Source organism: Halomonas stenophila, from assembly GCF_014192275.1.
Lineage (GTDB): Bacteria > Pseudomonadota > Gammaproteobacteria > Pseudomonadales > Halomonadaceae > Halomonas > Halomonas stenophila.
Window position 1 is genome coordinate 353,166 of sequence record NZ_JACHXR010000003.1, and the last position, 24,661, is coordinate 377,826.

Below are 24,661 nucleotides of genomic sequence, written 5' to 3' on the forward strand. Positions count from 1 at the left end.
CATGGCATGCTACAACGTCGTCTGGACAGGCCGGCTTGCCGGCGACCGGCGGCAGAGAACAAGCGGAATACCCGAAACCAAGCCATCTAGTGGAGGACCTCATGTCCGAGAAGACGCTCGCCCTGATCGAAGAGCATGATGTGAAGTGGATCGACCTGCGCTTCACCGATACCCACGGCAAGGAGCAGCACGTCACCATTCCGGCCCGCGACGTCGATGAGGAGTTCTTCGAGAACGGCCAGATGTTCGACGGTTCCTCCATCTCCGGCTGGAAGGGCATCAACGAGTCCGACATGATCCTGCGTCCGGAGGACGGCACCGGCTTCCTCGACCCCTTCACCGAGGACGCCACCCTGGTGCTGCGCTGCGACATCATCGAGCCGGCCACCATGCAGGGCTACGAGCGCGACCCGCGCTCCATCGCCAAGCGTGCCGAGGCCTTCCTGCAGTCCACCGGCCTGGGCGATACCGCCTTCTTCGGCCCGGAGCCCGAGTTCTTCATCTTCGACGAGGTGCACTGGAAGGCCGACATCGAAGGCGCCATGTACAAGATCTCCTCCGAGGAGGGCGCCTGGTCCACCGACCGGCCCATCGAGGGCGGTAACCTGGGTCACCGCCCGCGGGTCAAGGGCGGCTACTTCCCGGTGCCCCCGGTGGACAGCTTCCACGATATCCGCGGCGCCATGTGCAACACCCTGGAGGCCATCGGCCAGAGCGTCGAGGTGCATCACCACGAGGTGTCCAACGCCGGCCAGAACGAGATCGGCGTGAAGTTCAACACCCTGGTGAAGAAGGCCGACGAGCTGCAGGAAATGAAGTACGTCGTGCACAACGTGGCCCACGCCTACGGCAAGACCGCCACCTTCATGCCCAAGCCCCTGGTCGGCGACAACGGCTCCGGCATGCACGTCCACCAGTCCTTCTGGAAGAACGGCCAGAACCAGTTTGCCGGCGACGAGTATGCGGGCCTCTCCGAGATGGCGCTGTACTACATCGGCGGCATCATCAAGCACGCCCGGGCCCTGAACGCCTTCACCAACGCTTCCACCAACTCCTACAAGCGTCTGGTGCCGGGCTTCGAGGCGCCGGTGATGCTGGCCTACAGCGCCCGCAACCGCTCCGCCTCCATCCGCATCCCCTACACCGCCAGCCCCAAGGGCAAGCGTGTCGAGGCCCGCTTCCCGGACCCGACCGCCAACCCCTACCTGTGCTTCGCGGCGATGCTGATGGCCGGTATCGACGGCATCAAGAACAAGATCCACCCCGGCGATGCCATGGACAAGAACCTCTATGACCTGCCGCCGGAAGAGGGCAAGGAAGTGCCTACCGTGGCCGAGAGCCTCGACCAGGCCCTGGCCGCCCTGAACGAAGACCGCGCCTTCCTGGTCGAGGGTGGCGTCTTCACCGACGACATGATCGATGCCTACATCGAGCTCAAGGAAGAGGACGTCGAGCGCCTGCGCATGACCACCCATCCGGTCGAGTTCGACATGTACTACAGCTGCTGATGGTGGCGGCGCCCAGGCGCCGCCCCCTGGCACGGCAAGAGGCACGCTCCCGGGCGTGCCTCTTTTTTTATTCACGGCAGCAGCATATGGCCGGCCCCCGTGCCGAAGCCCGGCAGCGCTCCGGCCACCCGGCGGACCGCATTGGCGTTCCGTGAGCCGCCACTTCTGGGCTAGGCTTGTCATAGGGTACCGACCTGCTGCCTCATGGGGCAGGGAGCGCCCAACGGCCATCCAGGAGAGACGCATGAACAAGGCACTCGTGATGCTGGTGCTGGGCCTGTCGGTGAGCCTGACGGCCGGTGCCGAGACCATCTATCGCACCACCGACGCCCAGGGCAACGTGGTCTTCACCGACGATCCGGATCGCGGCGGCGAGGCGGTGGAGCTGGACCCGTTGACCGTGGTGCCCTCCCGGGAGGTCCGCGCGCCGAGCCTGTCGCCGGTGGTGCAGGGCGAGGAGGCGCCGAGCGCCGCGGGCACCGCCCCGGGGCAGCCCTTCATGCCCTATGACATGTTCTCGATCCTGGCACCGGAGAACCAGGCCACCCTGCCCACCGGCGCCGCCGGCAATGTCCAGGTGCGCCTGGGTATCCAGCCTGCGCTGCGCGAGGACCATCGGGTGCGGTTGCTGCTCGATGGCCGGGTCAGCCAGTCGGCCATGCACACCGATACCTTCCTGCTCTCCAACCTCAACCGTGGCGAGCATCAACTGCAGGCCGAGCTGCTCGATGCCACCGGCGCCGTGCGCCACCGCACGGCGCCGTTGACGCTCTATGTCCAGCGGGCCAGCGTCAACCTGCCCCAGAACCCCAACAACCCGGACAGTTAGCTGCCCCTTCGCCGGCCACATCGACCGCTGTGTCCGGACGGCACCTTCAGGCCCTGTCATCCACCCCCGGTGCGCGATGACGGGGGCTTCAATGCCTTCGACCATGCCGACCGGGTCAAGGAAGGCAGCGCCTTCGAGCACGCCGAGCGGCTGCGCGACGGCGGCGGCCTGCGCGATGACGAGGGCGACCGCGATCGCCATGAGCATCGGCGTCGCCCCCGCCTGCACCATCATCGGCATCCCGACGCCCCCTGAGCCGCCTTCCCGGCGTGCGCGCACCCGCTTGGCGCACTAAAGTGGTGCAAGGTGCCGCGCCGATCCACCCTGTAGCGCCGCCCTGTCGTGCCTCTCCGAAGTGGCGCGCTTCTTGCACCGCTTTATGGCCAGTCCACGACCGACTCTTGCCGGGAACGCACCATGTATCAACGCCTGATGGAACATCTCACCACCGCCGTCCTGCTGCTGGACGGGGAGCTGCGCCTGCGCTGGATGAACCCCGCGGCGGAGGCCCTGCTCGCGCTGAGCCGTTCCCGGGTGGTGGGCCAGCCCCTGCCCGGCCTGGTGGTGGGCGAGGAGGACATCGGCGAGGTGCTCACCAAGGCCCGCGACGAGTTCCATCCCTTCACCCAGCGCGAGGCGCGGCTGATCCGGCCCACCGGTGAGCCACTGACCGTGGACTATACCGTCACCCCCCTCTCGCCGGACGAGCTGCTGCTGGAGATGGAGCCCAGGGACCGACTGCTGCGCATCTCCCGGGAGGAGGCGCTGCAGACCCGCCAGGAGACCATCAAGGTGCTGGCCCGGGGGCTGGCCCACGAGGTGAAGAACCCCCTCGGCGGCATCCGGGGCGCGGCCCAGTTGCTGGAGCGTGACCTGGAGAGCCCGCAGCTCACCGAGTTCACCCGCATCATCATCGAGGAGGTCGACCGGCTGCGCGACCTGGTGGACTCGATGCTGGGCCCCAATCGCCTCAACCGCCACGAGCCGCTGAACATCCACCGCGTGCTGGAGCGGGTTCGGGCCCTGCTGGCCGTGGAGCATCCCGAGGTCACCATCCGCCGCGACTACGACCCCAGCCTGCCGGACCTGATGGGCGACGAGTCGCAGATGATCCAGGCCATGCTCAACGTGGCCCGCAACGCGGTCGAGGCCATGACCGAATCGGGCATGGACGCGCCCACCCTGGTGCTGAAGACCCGGGCCCGCCGCCAGTTCACCCTGGGCGCGGAGCGCCATCGGCTGGTCTGCGAGGTGTCGATCATCGACAACGGGCCGGGCATCCCCGACGCCCTGCGCGAGACGCTGTTCTATCCCATGGTCTCGGGGCGCGCCGAGGGCAGCGGCCTGGGACTGTCCATTGCCCAGTCGATCCTGCACCAGCACCAGGGCCTGATCGAGTGCGACTCCGCGCCGGGCCATACCGAATTCCGACTGCTGATACCGCTGGAGAAGTGCCATGACTGAAGCCGCTCGCGTCATGGTCGTCGACGACGATCGTGCCATCCGCTGGGTCCTCGAACGTGCCCTGGCCCAGCCCGACCTGGCCGTCGAATGCCTGGAGCGGGCCGACCAGGTGCTGCCGCGGCTGCTCGAGGACCCGCCCGATGTGCTGGTCACCGATATCCGCATGCCGGGCATCGACGGCCTGGACCTGATGGCCCGGGTGCGCGATGCCCATCCGGACCTGCCGGTGATCGTGATGACCGCCCACTCCGACCTCGACAGCGCGGTGGCCTCCTACCAGGGCGGGGCCTTCGAGTACCTGCCCAAGCCCTTCGACGTGGACGAGGCCCTGGCCCTGGTGCGTCGTGCCGTGGCCCATGCCCGCGAGCGCAAGCGCCCGGTCAGTGCTCCCGAGGGGCTCGACACCGAGATCATCGGCGAGGCGCCGGCCATGCAGGAGGTGTTTCGCGCCATCGGCCGCCTCTCCCAGTCGCATATCACGGTGCTGATCAACGGCGAGTCGGGCACCGGCAAGGAACGCGTGGCCCAGGCGCTGCACCAGCACAGCCCGCGGGCCGGCAAGCCGTTCATCGCCCTGAACATGGCGGCGATTCCCCGCGACCTCATCGAGTCCGAGCTGTTCGGCCACGAGAAGGGCGCCTTCACCGGGGCCACCGCCCAGCGCCAGGGGCGCTTCGAGCAGGCCGACGGCGGCACCCTGTTCCTCGACGAGATCGGCGACATGCCCGCCGAGACCCAGACCCGCCTGCTGCGGGTGCTGGCCGACGGCGAGTTCTACCGGGTCGGCGGCCACACCTCGGTGAAGGTGGACGTGCGCATCATCGCCGCCACCCACCAGAACCTGGAGGCGCTGGTGGACGAGGGGCGCTTCCGGGAGGACCTCTTCCACCGCCTCAACGTGATCCGCATCCACCTGCCGAAGCTGGCGGACCGCCGTGAGGACATCCCGCGCCTGGCCCGGCACTTCCTGGCCGAGGCGGCCAGGGAGCTCTCCACCGACGTCAAGGTGCTGACCCGGGAGGCCGAGGAGCACCTGACCCGGCTGGCTTGGCCGGGCAACGTCCGCCAGCTGGAGAACACCTGCCGCTGGCTGACGGTGATGGCCTCGGGGCGCGAGGTGCTGATCGAGGACCTGCCGCCGGAGCTGCGCGAGGGCGACGAAGGCGGGGTCTCCGGCGACTGGCGGCTGGCCTTCCGCGACTGGGCGGATCGCGCCCTGGCCGCCGGCCATACCCACCTGCTGGAGGAGGCCGTACCGGACTTCGAGAAGATCCTGATCGAGACGGCGCTCAAGCACACCGGCGGGCGCAAGGGCGAGGCCGCCGAGCTGCTGGGCTGGGGGCGCAATACCCTCACCCGCAAGCTCAAGACGCTGCTGCCGGAGATGGCGGAAGACTGAAACCCTGAGGAGGCCATGCCGCTGTCGAAACTCGGCGAGAAGATCCTGATCGAGACGGCGCTCAAGCACACCGGCGGGCGCAAGGGCGAGGCCGCCGAGCTGCTGGGCTGGGGGCGCAATACCCTCACCCTCAAGCTCAAGACGCTGCTGCCGGAGATGGCGGAAGATTAACGGAAGAGGGAAGGCAGAAGACAGGCGATCCCCTGGCTTCTTCCAGGTGCGAAGCACCGGTCTTCTGTCTTCAGCGGCGCAGCCGCGTTCTTCCCCCTTCGGTCGCGTAAATTGGATAAGCGAGCCCGCGAGCGCATCCGACAGGCTCGGCTAACCGCCGAGCAGCCGACGCGCGAGCAGGCGCTGCATGTCGCGCCGACCATCGGTGATCAGGTAGACGATCGCCCGGTCGTCGACGACGCGGTAGAGGATTCGTGTCGGGCCTTCGATCAGCTGGCGGTAGTCACGAATCCCGAGGGCCAGCAGTTCCCGGGGGTGGCTACCGCGCTCGGGGAATTCGGCCAGCTCCTTCAGGCGGTGCTCCAACCGATCCAGGACGCGACCGGCGGCGGCGGAGTCGTTTTCGGCAATGAAGTCGTAGAGGTCGCGCAGGTCCTCGGCCGCCGAGTCCGTCAGCTGCACGCGGAAGCTCATGAATCCGACTGGCGACGGCGCAGCTCGGCGAAGACGCTATCGGCATCCTGAACGGCGTCGCGTGCCACTTGCTGGTGGCCCAGGGCCAGGATCTTCAGCAGGGCCAGGGTCTCCTGGGTCTGCTCGAAGCTCTTGATGTCCTGCACCACCAGCCGAGCCTCGCCATTCTGGGTGATGATCAGCGGCTCGCGTCGCTCGCTCAGGGACTTGGCCACCTCGGCGGCATGCGCCTTGAGATAGCTGATGGGCTTGATGTTCTCGGAATACTTCATGGCGTGGCTCGTCGGAGGACTATGTGACCAAATTTAGTCCTTATTATTCCCTTCCACAAGGCGTTCTCGATCTCCGACTCCCTGTCGCTGCAGGGGGCTCCGCGCGGCCTCCAGATGGCCAAAGCCGATGCGTTCCTGCTCCAGGCGCTTTGTCTGATCTCGTCGCGCAGAGCGGCGAGCACGGTGAGCGCTTCGTCCAAGCGCCAAGCGGCCAAGTAGAAAGTGACGAGGGGCGTCGACCAGGTCGGCGCCCCTCGTCGTATCGGGTTCTGCTCAATGGGTGAGCAGAACCGATCAGCCGCGCTCGAGCGGGGCGGTGCGGGCCTCGAGCCAGGCCAGGGCGTCGCCCTCGAGCCAGGCCAGGGCGTCGCCCTCGAGCCTGGGTGCGAGGCGGCTGCGGACCTCGGCGTGGTAGGCGTCGAGCCAGTCGGCCTCGGCGGGGTCGAGCAGGGCGACGTTGATGGGCCGGGTGTCGATGGGGCACAGGGTCAGCGTCTCGAAGCGCAGGAAGTCGCCGAACGCGCTCTCCGCGGCGGGGCGGTTGGCGGCCAGGTTCTCGATGCGGATGCCCCACTGGCCCGGGCGGTACACGCCGGGCTCGATGGAGGTGATCATGCCCGGCTGCATGGCGGTGTGCGGCGCGGGCGGCGCGTACCAGGCGATCACCTGGGGCCCCTCGTGGACGTTGAGGAAGTAGCCCACGCCGTGGCCGGTGCCGTGGCCGTAGTCGCGGCCGCTGGCCCACAGCGGGGCCCGGGCGATGGCGTCGAGCTGCGGCGAAGGAATGCCCCGCGGGAAGTGCGCCCGGGACAGGGCGATGGTGCCCTTGAGCACCCGGGTGTAGTCCTCGCGCTGGGCCTCGGAGAGGGTGCCCACCGGCACGACGCGGGTGATGTCGGTGGTGCCGCCGTAATACTGGCCGCCGGAGTCGATCAGCAGCAGGCCGTCGCCCTCGATGGTGGCATGGGCCTGCGGGGTGGCGTGGTAGTGGGGCAGGGCGCCATTGGCGTTGAAGGCGGCGATGGTGGCGAAGCTGCGGCTGACGAAGCCGGGGCGAGCGGCCCGGGCGGCGGTGAGCTTCTCGTCCACGGTCAGCTCGGTGACCGTCTCGCCGCGTGCCAGCGCGGCCTCGAGCCAGGCGAAGAACGCGCACAGGGCGGCGCCGTCCTCCTCCATGACCTCGCGCACGTGGGCCAGGTCGGCGTCGCTCTTGCGCCCCTTGGCCAGGGTGCTGGGCTGGAAGGCCTCGACCGGGGTCACGCCCTCGGGCAGGGCCTGGCGGGTGCCCAGGGTCAGCCTGGCCGGGTCGAGCAGCACCCGGGCGTCGGAGGGCAGCTCGCCGAGCCGGCGCTGCCAGTCGGCATAGTCCGCCACCTCGATGCCGTCGGCGGCCAGCGCCTCGGCCAGGTCGTCGCCCAGCTTGCCCGGGGCGACGAACAGCGTGGCCGTCTCGCGGTCCACCAGCAGGTGGGCGAGGAACACCGGGTTGAAGGCCACGTCGGCGCCGCGCAGCTGGGTCAGCCAGGCGATGTCGTCCAGGGTCGAGATGAGGTGCCAGTCGGTGCCCTGCTCGGTCATGGCCGAGCGGACCCGGGCCAGGCGCTCGCCGCGGGTCTCGTCCAGATAGGCGGCGGGATGGGCGTAGAGCGGCGCCTCGGGCAGCGCCGGGCGATCCGGCCAGATGACGTCGAGCAGGTCCCGATCGCCGCGCAGGCGGATGCCGGCCGGGGCCAGGTGTTCCTCGAGCCGGCACGCATTGGCCAGTGACACCACGTCGGCATCGAAGCCCAGGGTCGCGCCCTCGCCGAGCCGCTCGGCCAGCCAGCGCATCGGCGCGTCGGCCTGGCCGGGCTGGAGCTTCATCAGCGCGATGCCGCTGCCCGCCAGCTGTTCCTCGGCCTGCACCCAGTAGCGGCTGTCGACCCACAGGCCGGCGGCCTCCCGGGTGACCACCAGGGTGCCCACCGAACCGTCGAAGCCCGATAACCAGGCGCGGCCGGCCCAGTGCGCCGGCAGGTACTCGGAGTTGTGGGGGTCGGAGGACGGCAGCCACCAGGCATCGATGGCGTGTTCGCGCATGGCCTCGCGCAGGGCGGCGAGGCGGGCCGCGGGGGTGGGATTGGCGTCGCGGGACATAGCGGGCTCCGGTTGGGGGTGGACGGTGCCGGGCCGGCCGCACGGCCGGCCCCGGGGGAGGATCGGCTCGCCCCGGTAGGGGAACAGCGATGATCGCCCGATTCCAGCGCGATGGCAAAGTGCCGTGGCCCGGTGCCAGAATGGGGGCCTCAAGGAGGAAAGCCCATGACGCAGATGACCTGGGAGCGGCTGCTCGACCCGGCCCGGCTCCACGACCGGCGCGGTGTGGCCCGCGAGGAGGTCGGTCGCAGCCCCTTCCACAAGGATCACGACCGCATCGTCTTCGCCGGCTCCTTTCGCCGCCTGGGCCGCAAGACCCAGGTGCATCCCCTCACCGACAACGATCATATCCACACCCGCCTGACGCACTCGCTGGAGGTAGGCTGCGTGGGCCGCTCGCTGGGCATGAGCGTCGGCGAGGAGCTGCGTCATCGGCTGCCGGCGTGGATCACCCCGGCAGACCTGGGGGTGATCGTCCAGGCCGCCTGCCTGGGGCACGACATCGGCAATCCGCCCTTCGGTCATGCCGGCGAGTACGCCATCCGCGACTGGTTCACCCGGGCCGAGGGCGACGGCAGCGGCCTGCTCGACGGGCTCACCGACGCCGAGCGGGCCGACCTGCTCACCTACGAGGGCAATGCCCAGGGTTTTCGCATCGTCACCCAGATCGAGTACAACCAGTTTCGCGGTGGCATGCGCCTGACCGCCGCGACGCTCGGCACCCTGCTCAAGTACCCCTGGACGGTGGAGCACGGCGGCAGTGCCGGCAAGTTCGGCTGCTACCAGAGCGAGGCGCCGCTGCTGGCCGAGGTGGCGGGTCGCCTGGGGCTGCTGCCCCAGGGCGACAACCGCTGGTGCCGGCATCCCCTGGCCTGGCTGGTGGAGGCCGCCGACGACATCTGCTATGCCCTGCTGGACCTGGAGGACGGCCTGGAGATGGGCATCCTGGGCTTCGACGAGGTGGCCGACGTGCTGACCCAGATCGCCGGCGGCGAGCCCCCGGACTATGCCGCCATGCAGCAGGGCGGGGTCTCCCAGCGCCGGCGGATCGCCGCCCTGCGCGGGGCGGCCATGGAGCGTGCGGTCAACGACGTCGGCGAGGTGTTCGTGCAGCACGAGGGCGAGCTGCTCGGCGGGCGCCTCGACAACGACCTGCTCGAGCTCTGCCACCCGGACCTGGGCTGGGGGGTGGGGGCGGCCAAGCGCCTGGCCCGCGAGCGGATCTTCCGCAACGAGCGCAAGGCCAAGCTGGAAATTGGGGCTCATACGACGTTGGGGATTCTGTTGGAGGCCTTTATCGGCGCCGCCCATGAGCTGCACCACTCCGGCGCCTCGACCTTCAAGCACCAGCGGGTGCTGGCGCTGATCGGCGAGAACACGCCGTTGCCCTCCTGGTCGCTCTACGACAGCTATCGACGCATGCTCGACTTCATCGGCGGGATGACCGACCACTATGCGGTGGACCTGGCCCAGGAGATGGGTGGGCGCCTCAAGAGCGACTGACGGCGCTTAGGCGGACAGCTGCAGTGGCGGCTCCCCGTCGGGGTCGCGGTCGTCGTCGCCGAGGCCCAGCACGCGCTGGATGGCGGCGCCGATGCGCCGGCTGCTGTCGCGGATGCCCTGGTTGCCGAACAGGCGGTTGAACTCGAAGACGTAGGGATGGCCGTCGACCATGGCGATATCGAAGCCGGCGTGGTCGAGGTCGAGCGCCCGAGCCAGCCGCCGGGCCAGCGCGATGGCCGCCTCGGGAATGGCCGCGTGGCTGACGCGACCGCCCTGGCTGACGTTGGCGCGGTAGCCGCCGAGGGGCGTGACCCGCCAGTAGGCGGCGATCACCTCGCCGCCGACCAGCACGATGCGCAGGTCGCGGTCGATGGGCAGCCGTTGCTGGGCGTAGAGGACCGTTTCTGTCGTCACGTGCTCGTGCAGCGCGTCCCGGGAGGCGATCAGGCTCACGCCCTCGCCCATGGCGCTCTTGATGCGCTTGGCGATGAAGGGGTAGCCGAAGCGAGCCTCGACCTGGTCGAGGGAGGGCCGGGAGGTGCCGAGGATCTCGGTGGGCGGCACGTGTTCCGGGCACAGCGTCAGGAAGGCACGGGTCTGCTCGACCTTGTCGTGGCCCAGGTGGTAGCTGGCCAGGCTCGGGAAGATCCGCTTGCCGAGCCCGTAGGCCAGGCTGTTGACCTGCCAGTACTCGGGGAACAGCAGCCAGTCGGCCTGGCGGATCTCCTCGAGGTGATCGTACATGCGCTCGGGCTTGATATAGCGCACGCCCGGGATGCCGAGGGTGCGAAAAACGTCGAACGTGATGAGTTTCATGGTTGTGAAAAGGCCATCTCCAGAGAAGCGCGCGGATTATTGTCCGCCTTCCCGCCCCTGGCAAGCGTTATCGACGCCCCGGAGGCGCGGCGTCCTGCTGGTGCTGCTGCTGGGCTGGCTCGTCGCGGTCGGCGGGGTGGCCCGGGCCGAGGTGCCGGCCCTCGCGGCCCAGGGGGTCGACCACTACACCCTGGCCCTGACCTGGCACCCCGGCTTCTGCGCCACCCGCTCCCGGCCGCCCCGGGAGTGTCGCGAGCCGTCCCTGCGTCGTGGGGCGGAGGACGGCTTCGTGCTGCATGGGCTCTGGCCCTCGCTGCCAGCGCGCCTGCGTGGGCAAGGCGTGGCACGCCGAGAGTGGTGGCGGGAGGGCTGCTTCCTCGAGCGGCCGCGGCCGGATGGCGGCTTCTGCCGGGCCCATCCGCCGCTGGCGCTGCCCGAGGCCCAGGGGGACGCGCTCGACCGGGCGATGCCCGGCCGCGCCAGCTGTCTCGACCGTTACCAGTACGCCAAGCATGCCGCCTGCCTGGGCATCGCGGCCGAAGACCTCTTCGCCACGGCGCTGGGCATGGTGGCGGCGGTCAATGCCAGCGCCTTCGCCGACTTCGTCGGCGTCCGTCGGGGCGGTGAGGTGGGGCGCAACGACCTGATCGGCGCCTTCGAGGCCGCCTTCGGCCAGGGCACGGGGCGGGCGTTGCGCCTGGTGTGCCGGGGGCGTGGCAATCGGTGGCTGACCGAGGTGCGCATCGGCATCGACGCCGAGGCCCTGGCACGCTTCCCCGCCGCCGACAGCCTGGTGCGGCAGGATCGGGGTCGCTGCGCGGCGAGGGTACGGATCGCGGCCTTCGACTGAGGGGCCGCGAGGTCAGGCCTCGTCCAGCCCCACGGAAGCGGACGCCTGGCCGGCGCGCCTGTGCAGGGCGCCGATCACGGCATCATGGGTGGCATCGTCGAGTTCGCCCAGCCACTCGCCGGCCAGCCGGTCCGCCAGGGCATCGCCGCTGACCACCAGCAGGTCGCCGGCGGCACCGGCCCCCTCGATCCGCCAGCCCGGCAGCGCCAGGACCCCCTGCACCGGCACCGCCCGGCCCACCTCCCTCTCCAGCCAGACGCCCAGCCAGCGCACGGCGCGCCGGGTCTCGTCCAGCGGGCGTCGCTCGAACCCGCCCGGAAAGCGGAGCCGTTCGCGTTCCACGGTGACCCGGTTGTCCTCCTCGCCGGACGGCGTCACCGCCGGCGTGCGGGCGCGGGTCTCGATGACGAAGACGCCGTGGGGCGTCACCGCCACATGGTCCAGGGTGTCGTCGCCGCCGGGCACGTCGTGGAAGACGACGTAGGGGTGGGACTCGGGACGGAGCATCCGCTCGAGCTCCTGGCCCACCGCCAGCTCGCAGGCCAGCCCCAGCTTGAGACGCCGGATGCGCTGGAAGTCGCGGATCAGCCGGAAGCAGAACACCAGCACCAGCGCCGTGGACAGCGCCCCGTAGAAGGCCCACTCGAGCCAGTTCTGCTCGCTGGCGAAGAGCATGCGGCCCATGCCGTAGACCAGCGGCGCCAGGGAGACGATGGGCCCCAGGGCGCCATTCAGGAAGAGCCCGGCGAAGGCCCGGTCGAGGCGGTCGCGCAGCGATTGCCCGGGTTCGCGCAGCGGGTGGGCGTCGAAGGGGGAGCTCACGCGGGCGTCGTGGAGGTTGTGCAGCGCCACCACGATCACCGCGCACGCCGCCAGGGGAAACAGGAAGATCAGGGGGAGCAGGTATTCCAGCCAGGCCATCGGGTATCCTTGCCCGTGGGGTATCCTGCCCATTCTAGACAACCTTGTCCCCCGGGGGCCATGCTCGGTTCTTGCGAGGGGCGAGGGGTAAGGTGTAAGGAGCCGCCAAGCACCGAGGAGTGAGGCGAGGTATGAGGAGCGAGATACGCGACATCGCGGCACTGGCGGCCTTCGTGGCCCGCACGCCCCGTCTCGCCGTGCTCACCGGCGCCGGGATCAGCACCGCCAGCGGCATCCCCGACTATCGCGACGACCACGGCGACTGGAAGCGCTCGCCGCCCATGCGCCATCAGGTGTTCATGGCCAGCCACGCCGCCCGGCAGCGCTACTGGGCCCGGGCGCTGATCGGCTTCCGCGCCCTGCAGGAGGCCCGGCCCAATGCCGCCCATCGGGCGCTGGCACGGCTCGAGGCTTCGGGACAGGTGGCGGGGGTGATCACCCAGAACGTCGACGGCCTGCATCGCCGGGCGGGTTCGCGGCGGGTGATCGACCTGCATGGCCGCGCCGACCTGGTGCGCTGCATGGGCTGCGGGGCAGCCCGCATGCGTCACGACCTGCACGCCGAACTGGCGCGCCGCAACCCTCGCTGGCTCGACACCGGCGCCCAGGCCGGGCCCGACGGCGACGCCGACCTGGAGGCGGACTTCGCCGCCTTCCAGGTGCCCGCCTGTACGCGCTGTGGGGACGGCATCTGGAAGCCCGACGTGGTGTTCTTCGGCGACAGCGTGCCCAAGTCGCGGGTGGCCGAGGCCTTCGCCCTGTTGGAGGAAGCCGGGGGGCTGCTGGTGGTGGGCTCGTCGCTGATGGTCTATTCGGGCTTCCGCTTCGCCCGGGAGGCCGCCCGGGCGGGCAAGCCGGTGGCCTGCCTCAACCTGGGCCGCACCCGCGCCGACGACCTCTATACGCTCAAGGTGGCGACCCGCGCCGAAGCGGGCCTGGCCGCGCTGGTCGACGCCCTGGAGGGGGACCCTAGCCGCCGGCCAGCTTGACCTTGTAGCCGCGCTTCTCGAGCTCGGCCTTGAGCACCTCGCGCTGGTCGCCCTGGATCTCGATCACCCCCTCCTTGAGGGCGCCGCCGGTGCCGCAGCGCTTCTTGAGCGCCTTGGCCAGCGCCTTGAGCTCGTCGGCCTTGAGCGGCACGCCCTCGACCAGGGTCACCCCCTTGCCCTTGCGTCCCTTGGTCTCGCGGCGCAGGCGCACGATGCCGTCCAGGCCCGCCAGGCGATCCTCCTCTGCGGTTTCGGCGCAGCGGCAGTCGGCGAGCGGCTGGCGGCATGCGGGGCAGATGTCGCCGTGCTCGGTGGAATAGACCAGGCCGCGCAGCTGGTCCTGCAGGGATGCCATGGGGCCTCCTTCACGGTATGCATGTGGTCCTCGATGATAGCGGTGGAGGCCCTACCGGTCGATCCAGTCGATGACGCTCGCGAACAGCGCGGCCGGCTGGCAGCGCACCTCGCCGACAGGACACGGGCCACTCCTTCCGGGGTGGGCCCGTGTGTCGACGACGCGATGGGGACCGCGACATCCGCTATCCGCGGCGGCTCACCAGGGCGCTCGCCTCCAGGTCGGCGATCCGGTCGACACCCAGCAGGCCGATCGTGCGGTCGATTTCCCGTTGCAGGATCTCCAGGGCATGCTCGACGCCCGCCTGACCGCCCGCGGCCAGCCCGTACAGGGTGGCGCGTCCCAGCCAGATCGCATCGGCGCCCAGCGCCAGCGCCTTGACGACCTCCGTGCCCTGCCGGAAGCCGCTGTCGACGAACAGCTGGCAGCGCTCGCCGACGCGCTCCCTGGCCTCCGGCAGCACATCGAGCGGGGAGCAGGCGTGATCGAGCTGGCGGCCGCCATGGTTGGAGAGCACCACCGCATCCACCCCGAGCGCGGCGGCCCGCTCGGCCTCGGCGGGCGACAGGATGCCCTTGACGATCAGCTTGCCCGGCCAGCGGTCGCGCAGCCAGGCGATGTCGTCCCAGTTCAAGGTGGGATCGAGCTGCTGGCCGATCACCGCCGAGGCGCCCTGCACGCTCTGCTTGCCGGGTGGCAGCAGGTCGCCCAGGTTCTTGAAGGTCGGCATGCCGTCGGGAATCAGCACGTCGGCGATCCAGCCTGGCCGGGTCAGCAGGTGGACGAGGTTACGCAGGGTCGGCTGCATGGGCTTGCGGAAATTGCGCAGGTCCCACTCCCGGTTGCCGTAGATGGCGCTGTCGGTGGTGACCACCAGGGTCTCGTAGCCTGCTGTCTGGCAGCGTTCCACCAGTTTCCTGACGTAGTCCCGATCGCGATAGAAGTAGATCTGCATCCAGGCGTTGAGCCCCTCGATGGCGGCGATGTCCTCCAGCGAGGTGGTGGCGACGTTGCTGAGCACGAAGGGAATGTTCGCGCCGGAGGCCGCCGCCGCCAGCTTGAGGTCGCCGTTCCGCGTCAGCATGCCGTTGTAGCCGGTGGGCCCGATCACCAGCGGCAGGGCATGGCGCTTGCCCAGCAGCGTGGTGGACAGGTCCCGCGGGCCGACCCGGGTCAGGGTCCGGGGCTCGAACAGGTAGTCATCGAATACGGCTTGATTGTGGCGCAGCGTCCGCTCGTCATCGGCGCCGCCCTCGAGATACTCGAACACGAAATGGGGGAGTCGGCGCCGGGCGATGCGTGCCAGGTCCTGGATGTTGAGTGCCTTGCGGCAGTCGGTTCCTGCGTAGGGGCGGCGTTTCACATGAGCCTCCAAGCGATGGTCGTCCCACCAAGGTCTAAGCCGAGGGCGCTTTCTGTTTTCTTGCCATACTACCATACTAGCCATATCAGGTAGGCGCCGGCCAGGGGCCACGCCGACATATCGGGGTAAACACATGAACGCGACACTGCAAGCGCTATGGCAGGAAACCCGCGACAGCGACTCGGTTCGCCAGCGGCTCTATCAGGTGCTGCGCCAGTCGATCATCCGCATGGTGCTGGCGCCGGGACAGGCGCTGTCGGAGAAGGAGCTCGCCGACACCTTCTCGGTGAGCCGCCAGCCGGTCCGCGAGGCCTTCATCCGGCTGTCGGAGGCGGGACTGGTCGAGGTGCGGCCGCAGCGCGGCACCTTCGTGGTCAAGATCTCGCAGCAGGCGGTGCTCGAGGCGCGCTTCGTGCGCGAGGCGGTGGAGGTGGCCGTGGCCCGCGAGGCCGCGACCCGCGGGCTGGGGAAGCCGGTGCTCGCCGATCTTCGTGAGCTGATCGAGCGTCAGCGGCGCTGCATCGAGCCGGCCGACCACGACCGCTTCTTCCTGCTCGACGAGGCCTTCCATCGCACCCTCTCGCTGGGCATCGGCCAGCAGACCGCCTGGAAGGTGACCGAGGAGGTCAAGGCGCAGCTCGACCGGGTGCGCTACCTGAGCATTCCCGACAGCACCCCCATCGACAAGCTGATCGAGCAGCACGAGGCCATCGTCGAAGCCATCGAGCGGCGCGACGTCGAGGCGGCGGCGGAGGCCATGTGCGTCCACCAATGCGAGATCCTGCAGTCGCTGCCCGATCTGGTGCGCCGCTTCCCCGAGATGTTCCAGACATCCCAGACACCATCGCTCGCCGAGGAGGCCAAGGCATGAAGATCGAACGGGCCTATACCATCGTCACCGCGCCGGGGCGCAACTTCGTCACCCTCAAGATCGTCACCGACGAGGGCGTCTACGGCATCGGCGATGCCACCCTCAACGGTCGCGAGCAGGCGGTGGTCGCCTACCTCGAGGAACACGTGATTCCCGCCCTGATCGGCCGCGACCCGCAGCGTATCGAGGACATCTGGCACTACCTCTACCGCGGCGCCTACTGGCGGCGGGGCCCGGTGACCATGAGCGCCATCGGCGCCGTCGACATGGCGCTGTGGGACATCAAGGCCAAGGCCGCCGGCATGCCGCTGTACCAGCTGCTGGGCGGCAAGAGCCGCGAGCGGGTAATGGTCTATGGCCACGCCACCGGCAAGGACATCGAGGCCTGCCTCGACGAGGTGGCCCGGCATGTCGAGGCAGGCTACCGCGCGGTGCGGGTGCAGGCCGGGGTGCCGGGCATCGCCAGCATCTACGGCGTGGCCAAGAAGCCCGGCGAGCGCTACGAGCCCGCCGACGCCGAGCTGCCGGCCGAACACGTCTGGAACACCGCCAAGTACCTCAACCACGCGCCCAGGCTGTTCGCCGCCGTGCGCGAACGCTTCGGCGATGACCTGCACGTGCTGCACGACGTCCACCACCGGCTGACGCCCATCGAGGCGGCGCGGTTGGGCAAGGAGGTCGAGCCCTTCCACCTGTTCTGGCTGGAGGACTGCGTGCCGGCGGAGAACCAGGAGAGCTTCCGGCTGATCCGCCAGCACACCACCACGCCGCTGGCGGTGGGCGAGGTCTTCAACAGCCTCTATGACGCCAAGGCGCTGATCGAGAACCAGTGGATCGACTACATCCGCGCCACCCTGACCCATGCCGGCGGCATCACCCATGTGCGGCGGCTGGCCGACCTGGCCGGGCTCTATCACGTGCGCACCGGCTTCCACGGACCCACCGACCTGTCACCGGTGTGCCTGGGGGCGGCGATCCACTTCGATACCTGGGTGCCCAACTTCGGCATCCAGGAGTACATGCCCCACGAAGCCGTCACCGACGAGGTCTTCCCCCACGACTACCGCTTCGAGGACGGCCACTTCCTGGTCGGCGAGACGCCTGGGCATGGCGTCGACATCGACGAGAAAGCGGCCGCCAAGTATCCCTATCGCCGTGCCAGCCTGCCGGTCAACCGGCTCGAGGACGGCACCCTGTGGCACTGGTAACGAGGTGAACCGATGAAAGCCTTTCAGGTAAGCGCCCCCCAGGACTACCGCCTGGTCGACACCGAGGTTCCCGACGCCGCCCCCGGGGAGGTGCTGGTGAGGGTGGCCTTCGCCGGGATCTGCGGCTCGGACATGCACATCATCCATGGCGACAACGCCTTCGTGCGCTTCCCGCGGATCACCGGGCACGAGTTCGCCGGCCTGGTCGAGGCCGTTGGTGAGGGCGTCCAGGGCCTCGCCATCGGCGACCGGGTGTGCATCGACCCGGTGATCAGCTGTGGCCACTGCTATCCCTGCCGCATCGGCCGCCCCAACGTCTGCACCGCGCTGGAGGTGATTGGCGTGCATCGCAACGGCGGCTTCGAGGAGCGGGTCAACGTGCCGGCCGGCAACGTCCATCGCCTGCCCGAGCACCTGGGGCTGGATGCCGCGGCGCTGGTCGAGCCCTATTCCATCGCCGCCAACGTGCTGGGCCGCATGCAGCCCCATCCCGGCGATCGCCTGCTGATCCTCGGCGCCGGGGTGATCGGCCTGACCATCCTGCAGGTGGCCCGCGCCCTGGGCATCGAGGACGTCACCGTCAGCGACGTGATCGATGCCCGCCTGGCCACCGCCCGGGAGCTGGGCGCCACCCGCACCCTCAACGGGGCGGAGCAGGACGTCGAGGCCGAGGTCGCGGCGTTGACCGGCGGCGAGGGCATGCCGCTGATCGCCGACGCCGCCTGCGTGCCGGCCCTGCTGCCGCAGATGCTGCGCATGGCCTCGCCGGCGGGCCGCATCGGCCTGCTCGGCTTCAACCCCACCCCCAGCGACCTGGTGCAGCTGGAGGTGATCAAGAAGGAGCTGACCCTGGTCGGCTCGCGGCTCAACAACCGCAAGTTTCCGGAGGTGATCGAGCTGATGGCATCCGGGCGGCTCGATCCGCTGGCGCTGGTCAGCCACCGCCTGCCCTTCGACGACATGCCCGGGGCCATCGAGATGATCGATCACCATCCCGAAAGGGCCCGCAAGGTACTGATCCAGATCGGTGCCTGACGGCCATCCACGCTCGTGGTCCGCACGACAACCAACAAGCCACAACCGCAAGTGCCAGGAGACAACGCCATGATCAAACGACTCGTGACCAGCGCCGTCCTGGGCGCCGCCATCCTCGGCAGCCAGGCCGGCCTGGCCGCCGACTTCACGCTGAAATTCGGCCACCTGGCCAACGAAGAGAACATCTGGCACCAGGCCGCCGAGAAGTTCAAGGAAGAAGTGGAAGCCAATTCCGACGGTCGCATCGAGGTGCAGCTCTATCCCAACGAGCAGCTCGGTGCCGAGATGGATGTCATCAACAGCATCCAACTGGGCACCGCGGACATGACCATCACCGGCGAGAGCCTGCAGAACTGGGCGCCCAAGGCGGCGATGATGGCGGTGCCCTATGCCTTCCGCGATTCCGCCCACCTCGGGCAGGCCGTGGAGGGCGAGATCGGCGAGCAGATCGAGGCCCAGATCACCGAGCGCGCCAACCTGGTGCCGCTGGCCTGGTTCGAGCGCGGCCCGCGGCACCTGACCTCCAACCGCCCGATCGAGCATCCCGAGGATCTCGACGGCATCCGCCTGCGCGTGCCCAACGTGCCGCTGTTCGTGGATACCTGGGAGGCGCTGGGGGCCCGCCCCACGCCCATGGCCTTCAGCGAGGTCTTCACCTCCCTGCAGCAGAATACCATCGAGGCCCAGGAGAACCCGCTGAGCCTGATCGAGAGCGCCAGCTTCGATGAGGTCCAGGACTACGTGAACCTCACCGGCCATGTGCGCAGCTGGATCTATGTGGTGATCGGCAAGGACCAGCTCGAGGGCATGCCGGAGGACCTGCAGCAGGTGGTCCGCGACGCCGCCCAGGAGATGCAGGCCCATGAGGCCGAGCTCTTCGCCGAGGACGAGCAGCGGCTGCGTCAGGATCTCGAGGAGCGTGGCATGGAGTTCGTCGAGGTGGATATCGACGCCTTCGCCGAGAAGGCCCGCCCCGCGGTGCTCGATGCCCTCAATGAAGAGCAGCGCGAGCTGTTCGAGGCCATCCAGGACCTGTGATGTCGCTGCCGGGCGAGTCCCGCCGGGCTCGCCCGCTCGCCGATGCGTGCCGCCCAGGCATCTTGAGGAGGACCTATGGACCCCAACCACAAGGCGGCCGAGCAGGAGGCGCTCGAGCAGTTGGACCCACTCGCCTCGGTTCCCACCTTTCAGGGCGCCCTGGGGCGGCTGATCGGGGGGATCGACACCCTGTTCACCGTGCTCGCCGTCCTGGCGCTGGTGGCTATCGCCGGCACGGTGCTGCTGCAGGTCTCGGCGCGGCTCTTCCTGCCGTTCAGCGTCTCCTGGACCGAGGAGCTGTCGCGCTACCTGTTCATCTACATGGTGGCCCTGTCGGCGGGGGTGGTGCTGCGCCAGCACCGCAACGTCAGCGTGGAGCTCTTCCACCATACCCTGGGGCTCCGCGCCAGGGCCGCCCTCCAGGCGCTGATCTGCCTGCTGATCGCCGGCTTCGCCTGGATGGTGCTGCCCTACGCCTGGCAGTACGCCCTGAACGGTGCCTGGCAGACCTCCCCGACCCTCAGGGTTCCCATGCTCTACATCTTCTTCTCCACGGTGGTGATGTTCGCGCTGTTGCTGGTCTACGGCGCCATCGGCTTCCTGGAGGGCCTCGTCGCCATTTTCCGCTCGCCTGAGAGCCCCGCATCGGAGAAGCCGTGATGGAAGTGATCATCCTGTTCAGCGCCTTCCTGGTCCTGCTGTTGATCGGCATGCCCATCGCCTTCTCCCTGGGCATCGCCTCGCTGGGCTACCTGCTGCTGGAAGGCATCTCGCTGACCGTCGTGCCGCAGCGCCTGTACGCGGGCATCGACACCTTCGTGCTGCTGTGCATTCCCGGCTTCGTGCTGGCCGGCAACCTGATGAACGTCGGCAACATCACCGAGAACATCGTGCGCTTCTCCAACGCCCTGCTCGGCCATATCCGCGGGGGGCTGGGCCTGGCCAACGTCGGCGGCTCGATGATCTTCGGCGGCATCTCCGGCACCGCCGTGGCCGACTCGGCCAGCATCGGCTCGGTGATGATCCCCGGCATGGCCAGGTCCGGCTACGACAAGCCGTTCGCCGCGGCGGTCACCGCCGCCTCCTCCACCGTGGGCCCGATCATTCCCCCCAGCGTGCCGATGATCATCGCCGGCTCGCTCTCCGGGGTCTCGGTGGGCCGCATGTTCCTGGCCGGCGCCGTCCCCGGCCTGCTGCTGGGCCTGGCGATGATGGTCACGGTGTATATCCTCGCCGTGCGGCGTGGCTATCCCAAGGAGGCCCGCGTGCCCTTCCTGCAGCTGCTGCGCGAGGCCAGGACCGCCTTCTGGGCGCTGCTGATGACGGCGATCATCCTCTACGGCATCATCGGCGGCTTCTTCACGCCCACCGAGGCCTCCATCGTCGCCAGCCTCTACGCCCTGGTGGTGGGCATGTACGTCTACAAGGGCCTCTCCTGGCGCAAGCTGCCGGCGATCCTCACCGATACCGTCTTCACCTCCGCGGCGCTGCTGCTGATGGTGGGGCTGGCCAACCTCTTCGGCTGGATCCTGACCAGCGAGCAGATCCCCCAGATGATCGCCGGCCTGATCCTGACCATCAGCGAGAACCCCCTGGTGGTCATCCTGATCCTCAACCTGATCCTGCTGTTCGTCGGCGCCTTCATGGAGACCATCGCGGCGCTGATCATCCTCTTCCCGGCGCTGCTCGGCGTGGCCACCGGGGTGGGCATGGATCCGGTCCACTTCGCGGTCATGGCGGTGCTCAACCTGATGATCGGCCTGACCACCCCGCCGGTGGGCGTCTGCCTGTTCGTGGTCTCGGGGATCGGCAAGCTGCCCATGCTGACCGTGGCGCGGGCCATCCTGCCCTTCCTGGTCTGCAACCTCGCCGTGCTGCTGCTGGTGTCCTATGTGCCGGCGGTCTCGCTGTGGTTGCCGACCCTGCTGTTAGGTGAGTAGAGAGTGGGCGAGTGACGCTCCGACAGAATCCAGCCATCAAAGGGATGCGCATGAACCTGACCCATCTTCCCGCGGCCGCGCGCGCTGGCCGGATCGGCATCGTCCACCTGGGCCTCGGCGCCTTCCACCGCGCCCACCAGGCGGTCTACCTGGAGCGCTATCGCCGGCGCAGCGGCGATACCGCCTGGGGCGTGAGCAGCGCCAACTTGCGCGCCAGCGTGGGGTTGGTGGATGCCCTGCGCGAGGCCGGCCACCGCTACCACGTGGCCGAGTACGCCGACAGCGAGCATGTCACCGTCCGCGAGATCGGCGTGATCGAGGAGACGCTGTTCTCCGGCCGCGATGAGCACGGTCGCTGGGGCCGCGACCGCGAGGCGCTGCTCTCGCGACTGGCAGACCCGGCGGTGCGCATCGTCACCCTGACGGTGACCGAGAAGGGCTACTTCCTGAGCCCGGCCAGCGGGCGGCTGCTCGTGGACGAGCCGCTGATCGCCGCGGACATCGCCACTCCCGAGGCCCCCTGCACCGCGCCGGGGCTGCTGGTCGAGGCCCTGGCGCGGCGCCGGGCGGCGGGGCTGGCGCCGTTCACGGTGCTCAGTTGCGACAACATGCCCGACAACGGCAAGCGTACCCGCGCCGCCGTGACCGAGCTGGCCGAGCGTCGCGACGCCGCGCTGGCGGCCTGGATCGAGCGCGAGGTGGCCTTCCCGTGCAGCATGGTCGATCGCATCGTGCCGGCCATGACCGCGGCGGACTTCGCCCGCCTGGCCGAGCTCGGCGTCGAGGACCCCAACGCCGTGGTCGGCGAGGCCTTCAGCCAGTGGGTGGTCGAGGACGACTTCCCCCAGGGGCGGCCGGCCTGGGAGGCGGACGGCGTGGAGATGGTCGCCGATGTGGCGCCCTTCGAGACCATGAAGCTGCGCATGCTCAACGGCAGCCACTCGCTGCTCGCCTACCTGGGCGCCCTGGACGGCATCGAGACGGTATTCGAGGCGGTGAGCCGCGACGACCTGGTGGCCCTGCTGCGCCGCTACATGCTCGATGAGGCCGCCCCCACCCTGGCCATGCCCGAGGGCACCGATCTCACCGCCTACGCCGGGCAACTGCTCGAGCGCTTCGCCAACGACAGCCTGCGCCATCGCCTGCAGCAGATCGCCATGGACGGCTCCCAGAAGCTGCCCCAGCGCTGGCTGCACGGCGCCCAGGCACGCCTGGCGGCCGGCGGTGAGGTGCCCTGCACCGCGCTCGGCGTGGCCGCCTGGATCCGCTATACGGCCGGCGACGACCTGGCCGGCCGGTCCCATCGGGTCGACGACCCCCTGGCGAGCCGCCTGGCGGCCCTGCACGCGCGCCACGGCGACGATGTCGAGGCCCTGGTGGCGGCCTTCCTGGCCGTGCAGGACGTCTTCCCGCCGGCGTTGGCGGCCGAGCCGCGCTTCGCCCGGGCGGTCGCCGCCGCCTACACCACCCTGACACGACAGGGGCTCGCCGGGGCGCTGGCCGCCCGCGGGCGGGCCTGACCGAGAGGACCTTCCCATGGAACACAGCTGGCGCTGGTTCGGCCCCGCCGACCCCATCACCCTCGACGAGATTCGCCAGACCGGGGCCACCGGTATCGTCACCGCCCTGCACGAGATCCCCAACGGCGAGGTCTGGCCGGTCGAGGCCATCGCCGAGCGCAAGCAGATGATCGAGGCGGCCGGCCTCACCTGGTCGGTGGTGGAGAGCGTGCCGGTGCACGAGGCCATCAAGCAGGGCCTGCCCGATCGCGACGCCTATATCGCCGCCTACCAGCAGACGCTGCGCCACCTGGCGGCCTGCGGCATCGACACCGTCTGCTACAACTTCATGCCGGTGCTCGACTGGACCCGCACCGACCTGACCTGGCGCCTGCCGGACGGCGGCCTGGCGCTGCGCTTCGACCAGACCGCCTTCGCCGCCTTCGACCTCTACCTGCTGGCGCGTCCCGGCGCCGAGGCCGAGTACTCCGACGCCGAGCAGGCCGAGGCCCGGGCCTATCTCGACGGCCTCGATGACGCCGGTCGCGAGCGGCTGGTGAACACCATCATCGCCGGGCTGCCCGGCGCCGAGGAGCACTACACCCTCGAGCGCTTCCGCGGCGCGCTGGCGGAGTATGCCGAGATCGATGCCGAGCGGCTGCGCCAGCACCTGGGCCACTTCCTGACGGCGGTGGTGCCGGTGGCCGAGGAGGTGGGCGTGCGCCTGGCGATCCACCCCGACGACCCGCCCCGGCCGATGCTCGGCCTGCCGCGGGTGGTGTCCGGGCCCGAGGACGCCCGGTGGCTGCTCGAGCGCGTGCCCAGTCCGGCCAACGGCCTGACCCTGTGCACCGGCTCCTACGGCGTCAGCGCCGACATCGACCTGGTGGCGATGGCCGAACGCTTCGCCCCGCACATCTACTTCGCCCATCTGCGTTCGACCCGGCGCGAGGCGTCGGACCCGCGCTCCTTCCACGAGGCCCATCATCTGGGCGGCGACCCGGACATGGTCGGCGTGGTGCAGGCGCTGGTCGCCGAGGAGCGCCGCCGCGAGCGCGAGGGTGGGCCGCGGCTGCCGCTGCGTCCCGACCACGGCCACCATATCCTCGACGATCAGCATCGCGACACCGCGCCGGGGTACCCGCTCTACGGCCGCCTCAAGGGACTGGCCGAGCTGCGCGGCGTGGAACTGGCGGTCCGCTCGCTGACCGCCTGAGCCCGGAGGCGCGCTCGAGACCCGACGCCCCCGCCGGTGCAACCGGCGGGGGCGTCATCGTCTGGTGGGGAGGGCAGCCGGCTCAGACCGGCTGCGGCACCTTGGCGGCCAGTTCGGCGATCACCGCCGGCAGCTCGCCGGCGTGGCCGATGGCGATGGCGCCCTCGGGGGTGGTCTCCTCGTCGGGGAAGTGGTTCAGGTGGACGACTCGCATGCCGGCGGCGAGCCCGGCGGCCACGCCCACCGCGGCGTCGTCGATGACCACGCAGCGCTCCGGCGGGTAGCCCAGGGCCTCGGCGGCCTTGAGGTAGAGCGCCGGGTCGGGCTTCCATACGCCCAGGGTGTAGGCGCTGAACAGCCACTCGCCGAAGTGGTGGGCCAGGCCGGCGCTGTCCATGGCGCAGCGGATCTTGCGCTCGGGGCCGTTGGAGACCACCGCCAGGGGGTAGGCGGTCAGGGCCTCGAGGGCCGCCGGCATGCCGTCGATCGCCTCGAGCTCCTCGCGCATGCGCGCCTCCATGCGCGCGCGCATGTCATCTTCCATGGCCTGGAAGCGGCCATCGCCGAGGGCGCCGTGGCACGCTTCGAGTTGCCGGACGATGGCCAGGAAGCGCACGCCGCGGAACTCCTCCATGTACTGGCGGGCGGTGAACGGCAGGCCGTAGCGCGGCAGCGTCTCCGCCATCACCTGGGCGAGCAGAATCTCGCTGTCGACCAGGGTGCCGTCGGAGTCGAAGAGCAGGCATAGAGGGGATGTCATGTGGACCTCGTGGGGGTTGGGAGCGATGGCTGAACCTATCGGGA

24 protein-coding genes and 1 pseudogene are annotated in these 24,661 nt (G+C 69.7%); 17 read left to right on the plus strand and 8 right to left on the minus strand.

Annotated elements, in window-relative coordinates:
* Positions 1 to 101 precede the first annotated feature (101 nt).
* The 6 genes and pseudogenes from glnA to FHR97_RS08205 form a co-directional block, all read left to right on the plus strand.
* Positions 102 to 1,508 (plus strand): glutamate--ammonia ligase, encoded by a 1,407-nt coding sequence (gene glnA / locus FHR97_RS08180; RefSeq protein WP_183383293.1) that lies wholly within the window; start codon positions 102 to 104, stop codon positions 1,506 to 1,508.
* Between the two features lie 244 nt (positions 1,509 to 1,752).
* The gene (locus FHR97_RS08185; protein ID WP_183383294.1) at positions 1,753 to 2,337 is read left to right on the plus strand and encodes a DUF4124 domain-containing protein; all 585 of its coding nucleotides are present in this window, start codon (positions 1,753 to 1,755) and stop codon (positions 2,335 to 2,337) included.
* Between the two features lie 69 nt (positions 2,338 to 2,406).
* Positions 2,407 to 2,592, plus strand: a complete 186-nt coding sequence (locus FHR97_RS08190; RefSeq protein WP_183383295.1) for a hypothetical protein — start codon at positions 2,407 to 2,409, stop codon at positions 2,590 to 2,592.
* Between the two features lie 162 nt (positions 2,593 to 2,754).
* Positions 2,755 to 3,801: a nitrogen regulation protein NR(II) gene (gene glnL, locus FHR97_RS08195; protein ID WP_183383296.1), complete on the plus strand. Its 1,047-nt coding sequence runs from the start codon at positions 2,755 to 2,757 to the stop codon at positions 3,799 to 3,801.
* Complete coding sequence (gene glnG, locus FHR97_RS08200; protein ID WP_183383297.1) at positions 3,794 to 5,200, plus strand: nitrogen regulation protein NR(I); 1,407 nt, start codon at positions 3,794 to 3,796, stop codon at positions 5,198 to 5,200. Before glnL ends, glnG begins: the two co-directional genes overlap by 8 nt.
* A 6-nt stretch (positions 5,201 to 5,206) precedes the next feature.
* Positions 5,207 to 5,371 (plus strand): annotated as a pseudogene (locus tag FHR97_RS08205) (helix-turn-helix domain-containing protein); the annotation flags it as partial.
* Positions 5,372 to 5,521: 150 nt separating this feature from the next.
* Here the strand turns inward: FHR97_RS08205 and FHR97_RS08210 are convergent.
* From FHR97_RS08210 to FHR97_RS08220, 3 genes are all read right to left on the minus strand, one after another.
* Positions 5,522 to 5,833: a type II toxin-antitoxin system RelE/ParE family toxin gene (locus FHR97_RS08210; protein ID WP_221187720.1), complete on the minus strand. Its 312-nt coding sequence runs from the start codon at positions 5,831 to 5,833 to the stop codon at positions 5,522 to 5,524.
* Positions 5,834 to 5,841: 8 nt separating this feature from the next.
* Positions 5,842 to 6,117 carry a type II toxin-antitoxin system Phd/YefM family antitoxin gene (locus FHR97_RS08215; RefSeq protein ID WP_183383299.1) on the minus strand — a complete coding sequence of 92 codons (276 nt, stop codon included), beginning with the start codon at positions 6,115 to 6,117 and terminating at the stop codon, positions 5,842 to 5,844.
* 294 nt (positions 6,118 to 6,411) lie between these two features.
* Positions 6,412 to 8,253, minus strand: a complete 1,842-nt coding sequence (locus FHR97_RS08220) for an aminopeptidase P family protein (protein ID WP_183383300.1) — start codon at positions 8,251 to 8,253, stop codon at positions 6,412 to 6,414.
* 165 nt (positions 8,254 to 8,418) lie between these two features.
* Here FHR97_RS08220 and FHR97_RS08225 point away from each other — a divergent pair, with 165 nt between their 5' ends.
* Positions 8,419 to 9,756: a deoxyguanosinetriphosphate triphosphohydrolase gene (locus tag FHR97_RS08225; protein ID WP_183383301.1), complete on the plus strand. Its 1,338-nt coding sequence runs from the start codon at positions 8,419 to 8,421 to the stop codon at positions 9,754 to 9,756.
* Positions 9,757 to 9,762: 6 nt separating this feature from the next.
* Here FHR97_RS08225 and FHR97_RS08230 read toward each other — a convergent pair whose 3' ends face one another.
* Positions 9,763 to 10,572 (minus strand): ATP-grasp domain-containing protein, encoded by an 810-nt coding sequence (locus FHR97_RS08230; protein WP_183383302.1) that lies wholly within the window; start codon positions 10,570 to 10,572, stop codon positions 9,763 to 9,765.
* Positions 10,573 to 10,672: 100 nt separating this feature from the next.
* Here FHR97_RS08230 and FHR97_RS08235 point away from each other — a divergent pair, with 100 nt between their 5' ends.
* Positions 10,673 to 11,422, plus strand: a complete 750-nt coding sequence (locus FHR97_RS08235) for a T2 family ribonuclease (protein ID WP_343065571.1) — start codon at positions 10,673 to 10,675, stop codon at positions 11,420 to 11,422.
* Positions 11,423 to 11,434: 12 nt separating this feature from the next.
* Here FHR97_RS08235 and FHR97_RS08240 read toward each other — a convergent pair whose 3' ends face one another.
* Entirely contained in the window at positions 11,435 to 12,343 is a 909-nt protein-coding gene (locus FHR97_RS08240; protein WP_183383304.1) for a nuclease-related domain-containing protein, read from the minus strand.
* Between the two features lie 131 nt (positions 12,344 to 12,474).
* Between FHR97_RS08240 and FHR97_RS08245 the strand changes: the two genes are divergently transcribed.
* A complete protein-coding gene (locus FHR97_RS08245) occupies positions 12,475 to 13,332 on the plus strand; it encodes an NAD-dependent protein deacetylase (protein WP_183383305.1) in 858 nt (285 codons plus the stop codon).
* On the opposite strand, the gene FHR97_RS08250 is transcribed toward FHR97_RS08245, so the two are convergent.
* Positions 13,313 to 13,687 (minus strand): translation initiation factor Sui1, encoded by a 375-nt coding sequence (locus FHR97_RS08250; protein WP_183383306.1) that lies wholly within the window; start codon positions 13,685 to 13,687, stop codon positions 13,313 to 13,315. The two genes, FHR97_RS08245 and FHR97_RS08250, sit on opposite strands and share 20 nt — an antisense overlap.
* A gap of 184 nt (positions 13,688 to 13,871) precedes the next feature.
* Complete coding sequence (locus tag FHR97_RS08255) at positions 13,872 to 15,050, minus strand: alpha-hydroxy-acid oxidizing protein (protein ID WP_183383307.1); 1,179 nt, start codon at positions 15,048 to 15,050, stop codon at positions 13,872 to 13,874.
* Positions 15,051 to 15,183: 133 nt separating this feature from the next.
* Here FHR97_RS08255 and FHR97_RS08260 point away from each other — a divergent pair, with 133 nt between their 5' ends.
* From FHR97_RS08260 to uxuA, 8 genes are all read left to right on the plus strand, one after another.
* The gene (locus FHR97_RS08260) at positions 15,184 to 15,921 is read left to right on the plus strand and encodes a GntR family transcriptional regulator (RefSeq protein WP_183383308.1); all 738 of its coding nucleotides are present in this window, start codon (positions 15,184 to 15,186) and stop codon (positions 15,919 to 15,921) included.
* Positions 15,918 to 17,129: a D-mannonate dehydratase ManD gene (gene manD, locus FHR97_RS08265; protein WP_183383309.1), complete on the plus strand. Its 1,212-nt coding sequence runs from the start codon at positions 15,918 to 15,920 to the stop codon at positions 17,127 to 17,129. Before FHR97_RS08260 ends, manD begins: the two co-directional genes overlap by 4 nt.
* A 12-nt stretch (positions 17,130 to 17,141) precedes the next feature.
* Positions 17,142 to 18,164: a Zn-dependent oxidoreductase gene (locus FHR97_RS08270; RefSeq protein ID WP_183383310.1), complete on the plus strand. Its 1,023-nt coding sequence runs from the start codon at positions 17,142 to 17,144 to the stop codon at positions 18,162 to 18,164.
* Positions 18,165 to 18,233: 69 nt separating this feature from the next.
* Positions 18,234 to 19,202, plus strand: a complete 969-nt coding sequence (locus FHR97_RS08275; protein WP_183383311.1) for a TRAP transporter substrate-binding protein — start codon at positions 18,234 to 18,236, stop codon at positions 19,200 to 19,202.
* A 75-nt stretch (positions 19,203 to 19,277) separates the two neighbouring features.
* The gene (locus FHR97_RS08280; RefSeq protein WP_183383312.1) at positions 19,278 to 19,862 is read left to right on the plus strand and encodes a TRAP transporter small permease; all 585 of its coding nucleotides are present in this window, start codon (positions 19,278 to 19,280) and stop codon (positions 19,860 to 19,862) included.
* Complete coding sequence (locus tag FHR97_RS08285) at positions 19,862 to 21,142, plus strand: TRAP transporter large permease (protein ID WP_183383313.1); 1,281 nt, start codon at positions 19,862 to 19,864, stop codon at positions 21,140 to 21,142. The genes FHR97_RS08280 and FHR97_RS08285 overlap by 1 nt, the downstream gene beginning before the upstream one ends.
* A 50-nt stretch (positions 21,143 to 21,192) precedes the next feature.
* On the plus strand, positions 21,193 to 22,662 hold the full coding sequence (locus FHR97_RS08290; RefSeq protein WP_183383314.1) for a mannitol dehydrogenase family protein: 1,470 nt from the start codon (positions 21,193 to 21,195) through the stop codon (positions 22,660 to 22,662).
* Between the two features lie 16 nt (positions 22,663 to 22,678).
* The gene (uxuA, locus tag FHR97_RS08295; RefSeq protein ID WP_183383315.1) at positions 22,679 to 23,857 is read left to right on the plus strand and encodes a mannonate dehydratase; all 1,179 of its coding nucleotides are present in this window, start codon (positions 22,679 to 22,681) and stop codon (positions 23,855 to 23,857) included.
* Positions 23,858 to 23,939: 82 nt separating this feature from the next.
* Here the strand turns inward: uxuA and FHR97_RS08300 are convergent, their stop codons facing one another.
* On the minus strand, positions 23,940 to 24,617 hold the full coding sequence (locus FHR97_RS08300; protein WP_183383316.1) for an HAD-IA family hydrolase: 678 nt from the start codon (positions 24,615 to 24,617) through the stop codon (positions 23,940 to 23,942).
* Positions 24,618 to 24,661 lie beyond the last annotated feature (44 nt).

Excerpts from the sequence above, each read along its gene's own strand:
- FHR97_RS08245 (WP_183383305.1), top strand. The coding sequence starts at position 12,475 with ATGAGGAGCGAGATACGCGACATCGCGGCACTGGCGGCCTTCGTGGCC.
- glnA (WP_183383293.1), top strand. The coding sequence starts at position 102 with ATGTCCGAGAAGACGCTCGCCCTGATCGAAGAGCATGATGTGAAGTGG.
- FHR97_RS08220 (WP_183383300.1), bottom strand. The coding sequence starts at position 8,253 with ATGTCCCGCGACGCCAATCCCACCCCCGCGGCCCGCCTCGCCGCCCTG.
- FHR97_RS08215 (WP_183383299.1), bottom strand. The coding sequence starts at position 6,117 with ATGAAGTATTCCGAGAACATCAAGCCCATCAGCTATCTCAAGGCGCAT.
- glnL (WP_183383296.1), top strand. The coding sequence starts at position 2,755 with ATGTATCAACGCCTGATGGAACATCTCACCACCGCCGTCCTGCTGCTG.
- FHR97_RS08240 (WP_183383304.1), bottom strand. The coding sequence starts at position 12,343 with ATGGCCTGGCTGGAATACCTGCTCCCCCTGATCTTCCTGTTTCCCCTG.
- manD (WP_183383309.1), top strand. The coding sequence starts at position 15,918 with ATGAAGATCGAACGGGCCTATACCATCGTCACCGCGCCGGGGCGCAAC.
- FHR97_RS08230 (WP_183383302.1), bottom strand. The coding sequence starts at position 10,572 with ATGAAACTCATCACGTTCGACGTTTTTCGCACCCTCGGCATCCCGGGC.
- FHR97_RS08280 (WP_183383312.1), top strand. The coding sequence starts at position 19,278 with ATGGACCCCAACCACAAGGCGGCCGAGCAGGAGGCGCTCGAGCAGTTG.
- FHR97_RS08185 (WP_183383294.1), top strand. The coding sequence starts at position 1,753 with ATGAACAAGGCACTCGTGATGCTGGTGCTGGGCCTGTCGGTGAGCCTG.
- FHR97_RS08285 (WP_183383313.1), top strand. The coding sequence starts at position 19,862 with ATGGAAGTGATCATCCTGTTCAGCGCCTTCCTGGTCCTGCTGTTGATC.
- glnG (WP_183383297.1), top strand. The coding sequence starts at position 3,794 with ATGACTGAAGCCGCTCGCGTCATGGTCGTCGACGACGATCGTGCCATC.
- FHR97_RS08270 (WP_183383310.1), top strand. The coding sequence starts at position 17,142 with ATGAAAGCCTTTCAGGTAAGCGCCCCCCAGGACTACCGCCTGGTCGAC.
- FHR97_RS08225 (WP_183383301.1), top strand. The coding sequence starts at position 8,419 with ATGACGCAGATGACCTGGGAGCGGCTGCTCGACCCGGCCCGGCTCCAC.
- FHR97_RS08290 (WP_183383314.1), top strand. The coding sequence starts at position 21,193 with ATGAACCTGACCCATCTTCCCGCGGCCGCGCGCGCTGGCCGGATCGGC.
- FHR97_RS08260 (WP_183383308.1), top strand. The coding sequence starts at position 15,184 with ATGAACGCGACACTGCAAGCGCTATGGCAGGAAACCCGCGACAGCGAC.
- uxuA (WP_183383315.1), top strand. The coding sequence starts at position 22,679 with ATGGAACACAGCTGGCGCTGGTTCGGCCCCGCCGACCCCATCACCCTC.
- FHR97_RS08275 (WP_183383311.1), top strand. The coding sequence starts at position 18,234 with ATGATCAAACGACTCGTGACCAGCGCCGTCCTGGGCGCCGCCATCCTC.
- FHR97_RS08300 (WP_183383316.1), bottom strand. The coding sequence starts at position 24,617 with ATGACATCCCCTCTATGCCTGCTCTTCGACTCCGACGGCACCCTGGTC.
- FHR97_RS08250 (WP_183383306.1), bottom strand. The coding sequence starts at position 13,687 with ATGGCATCCCTGCAGGACCAGCTGCGCGGCCTGGTCTATTCCACCGAG.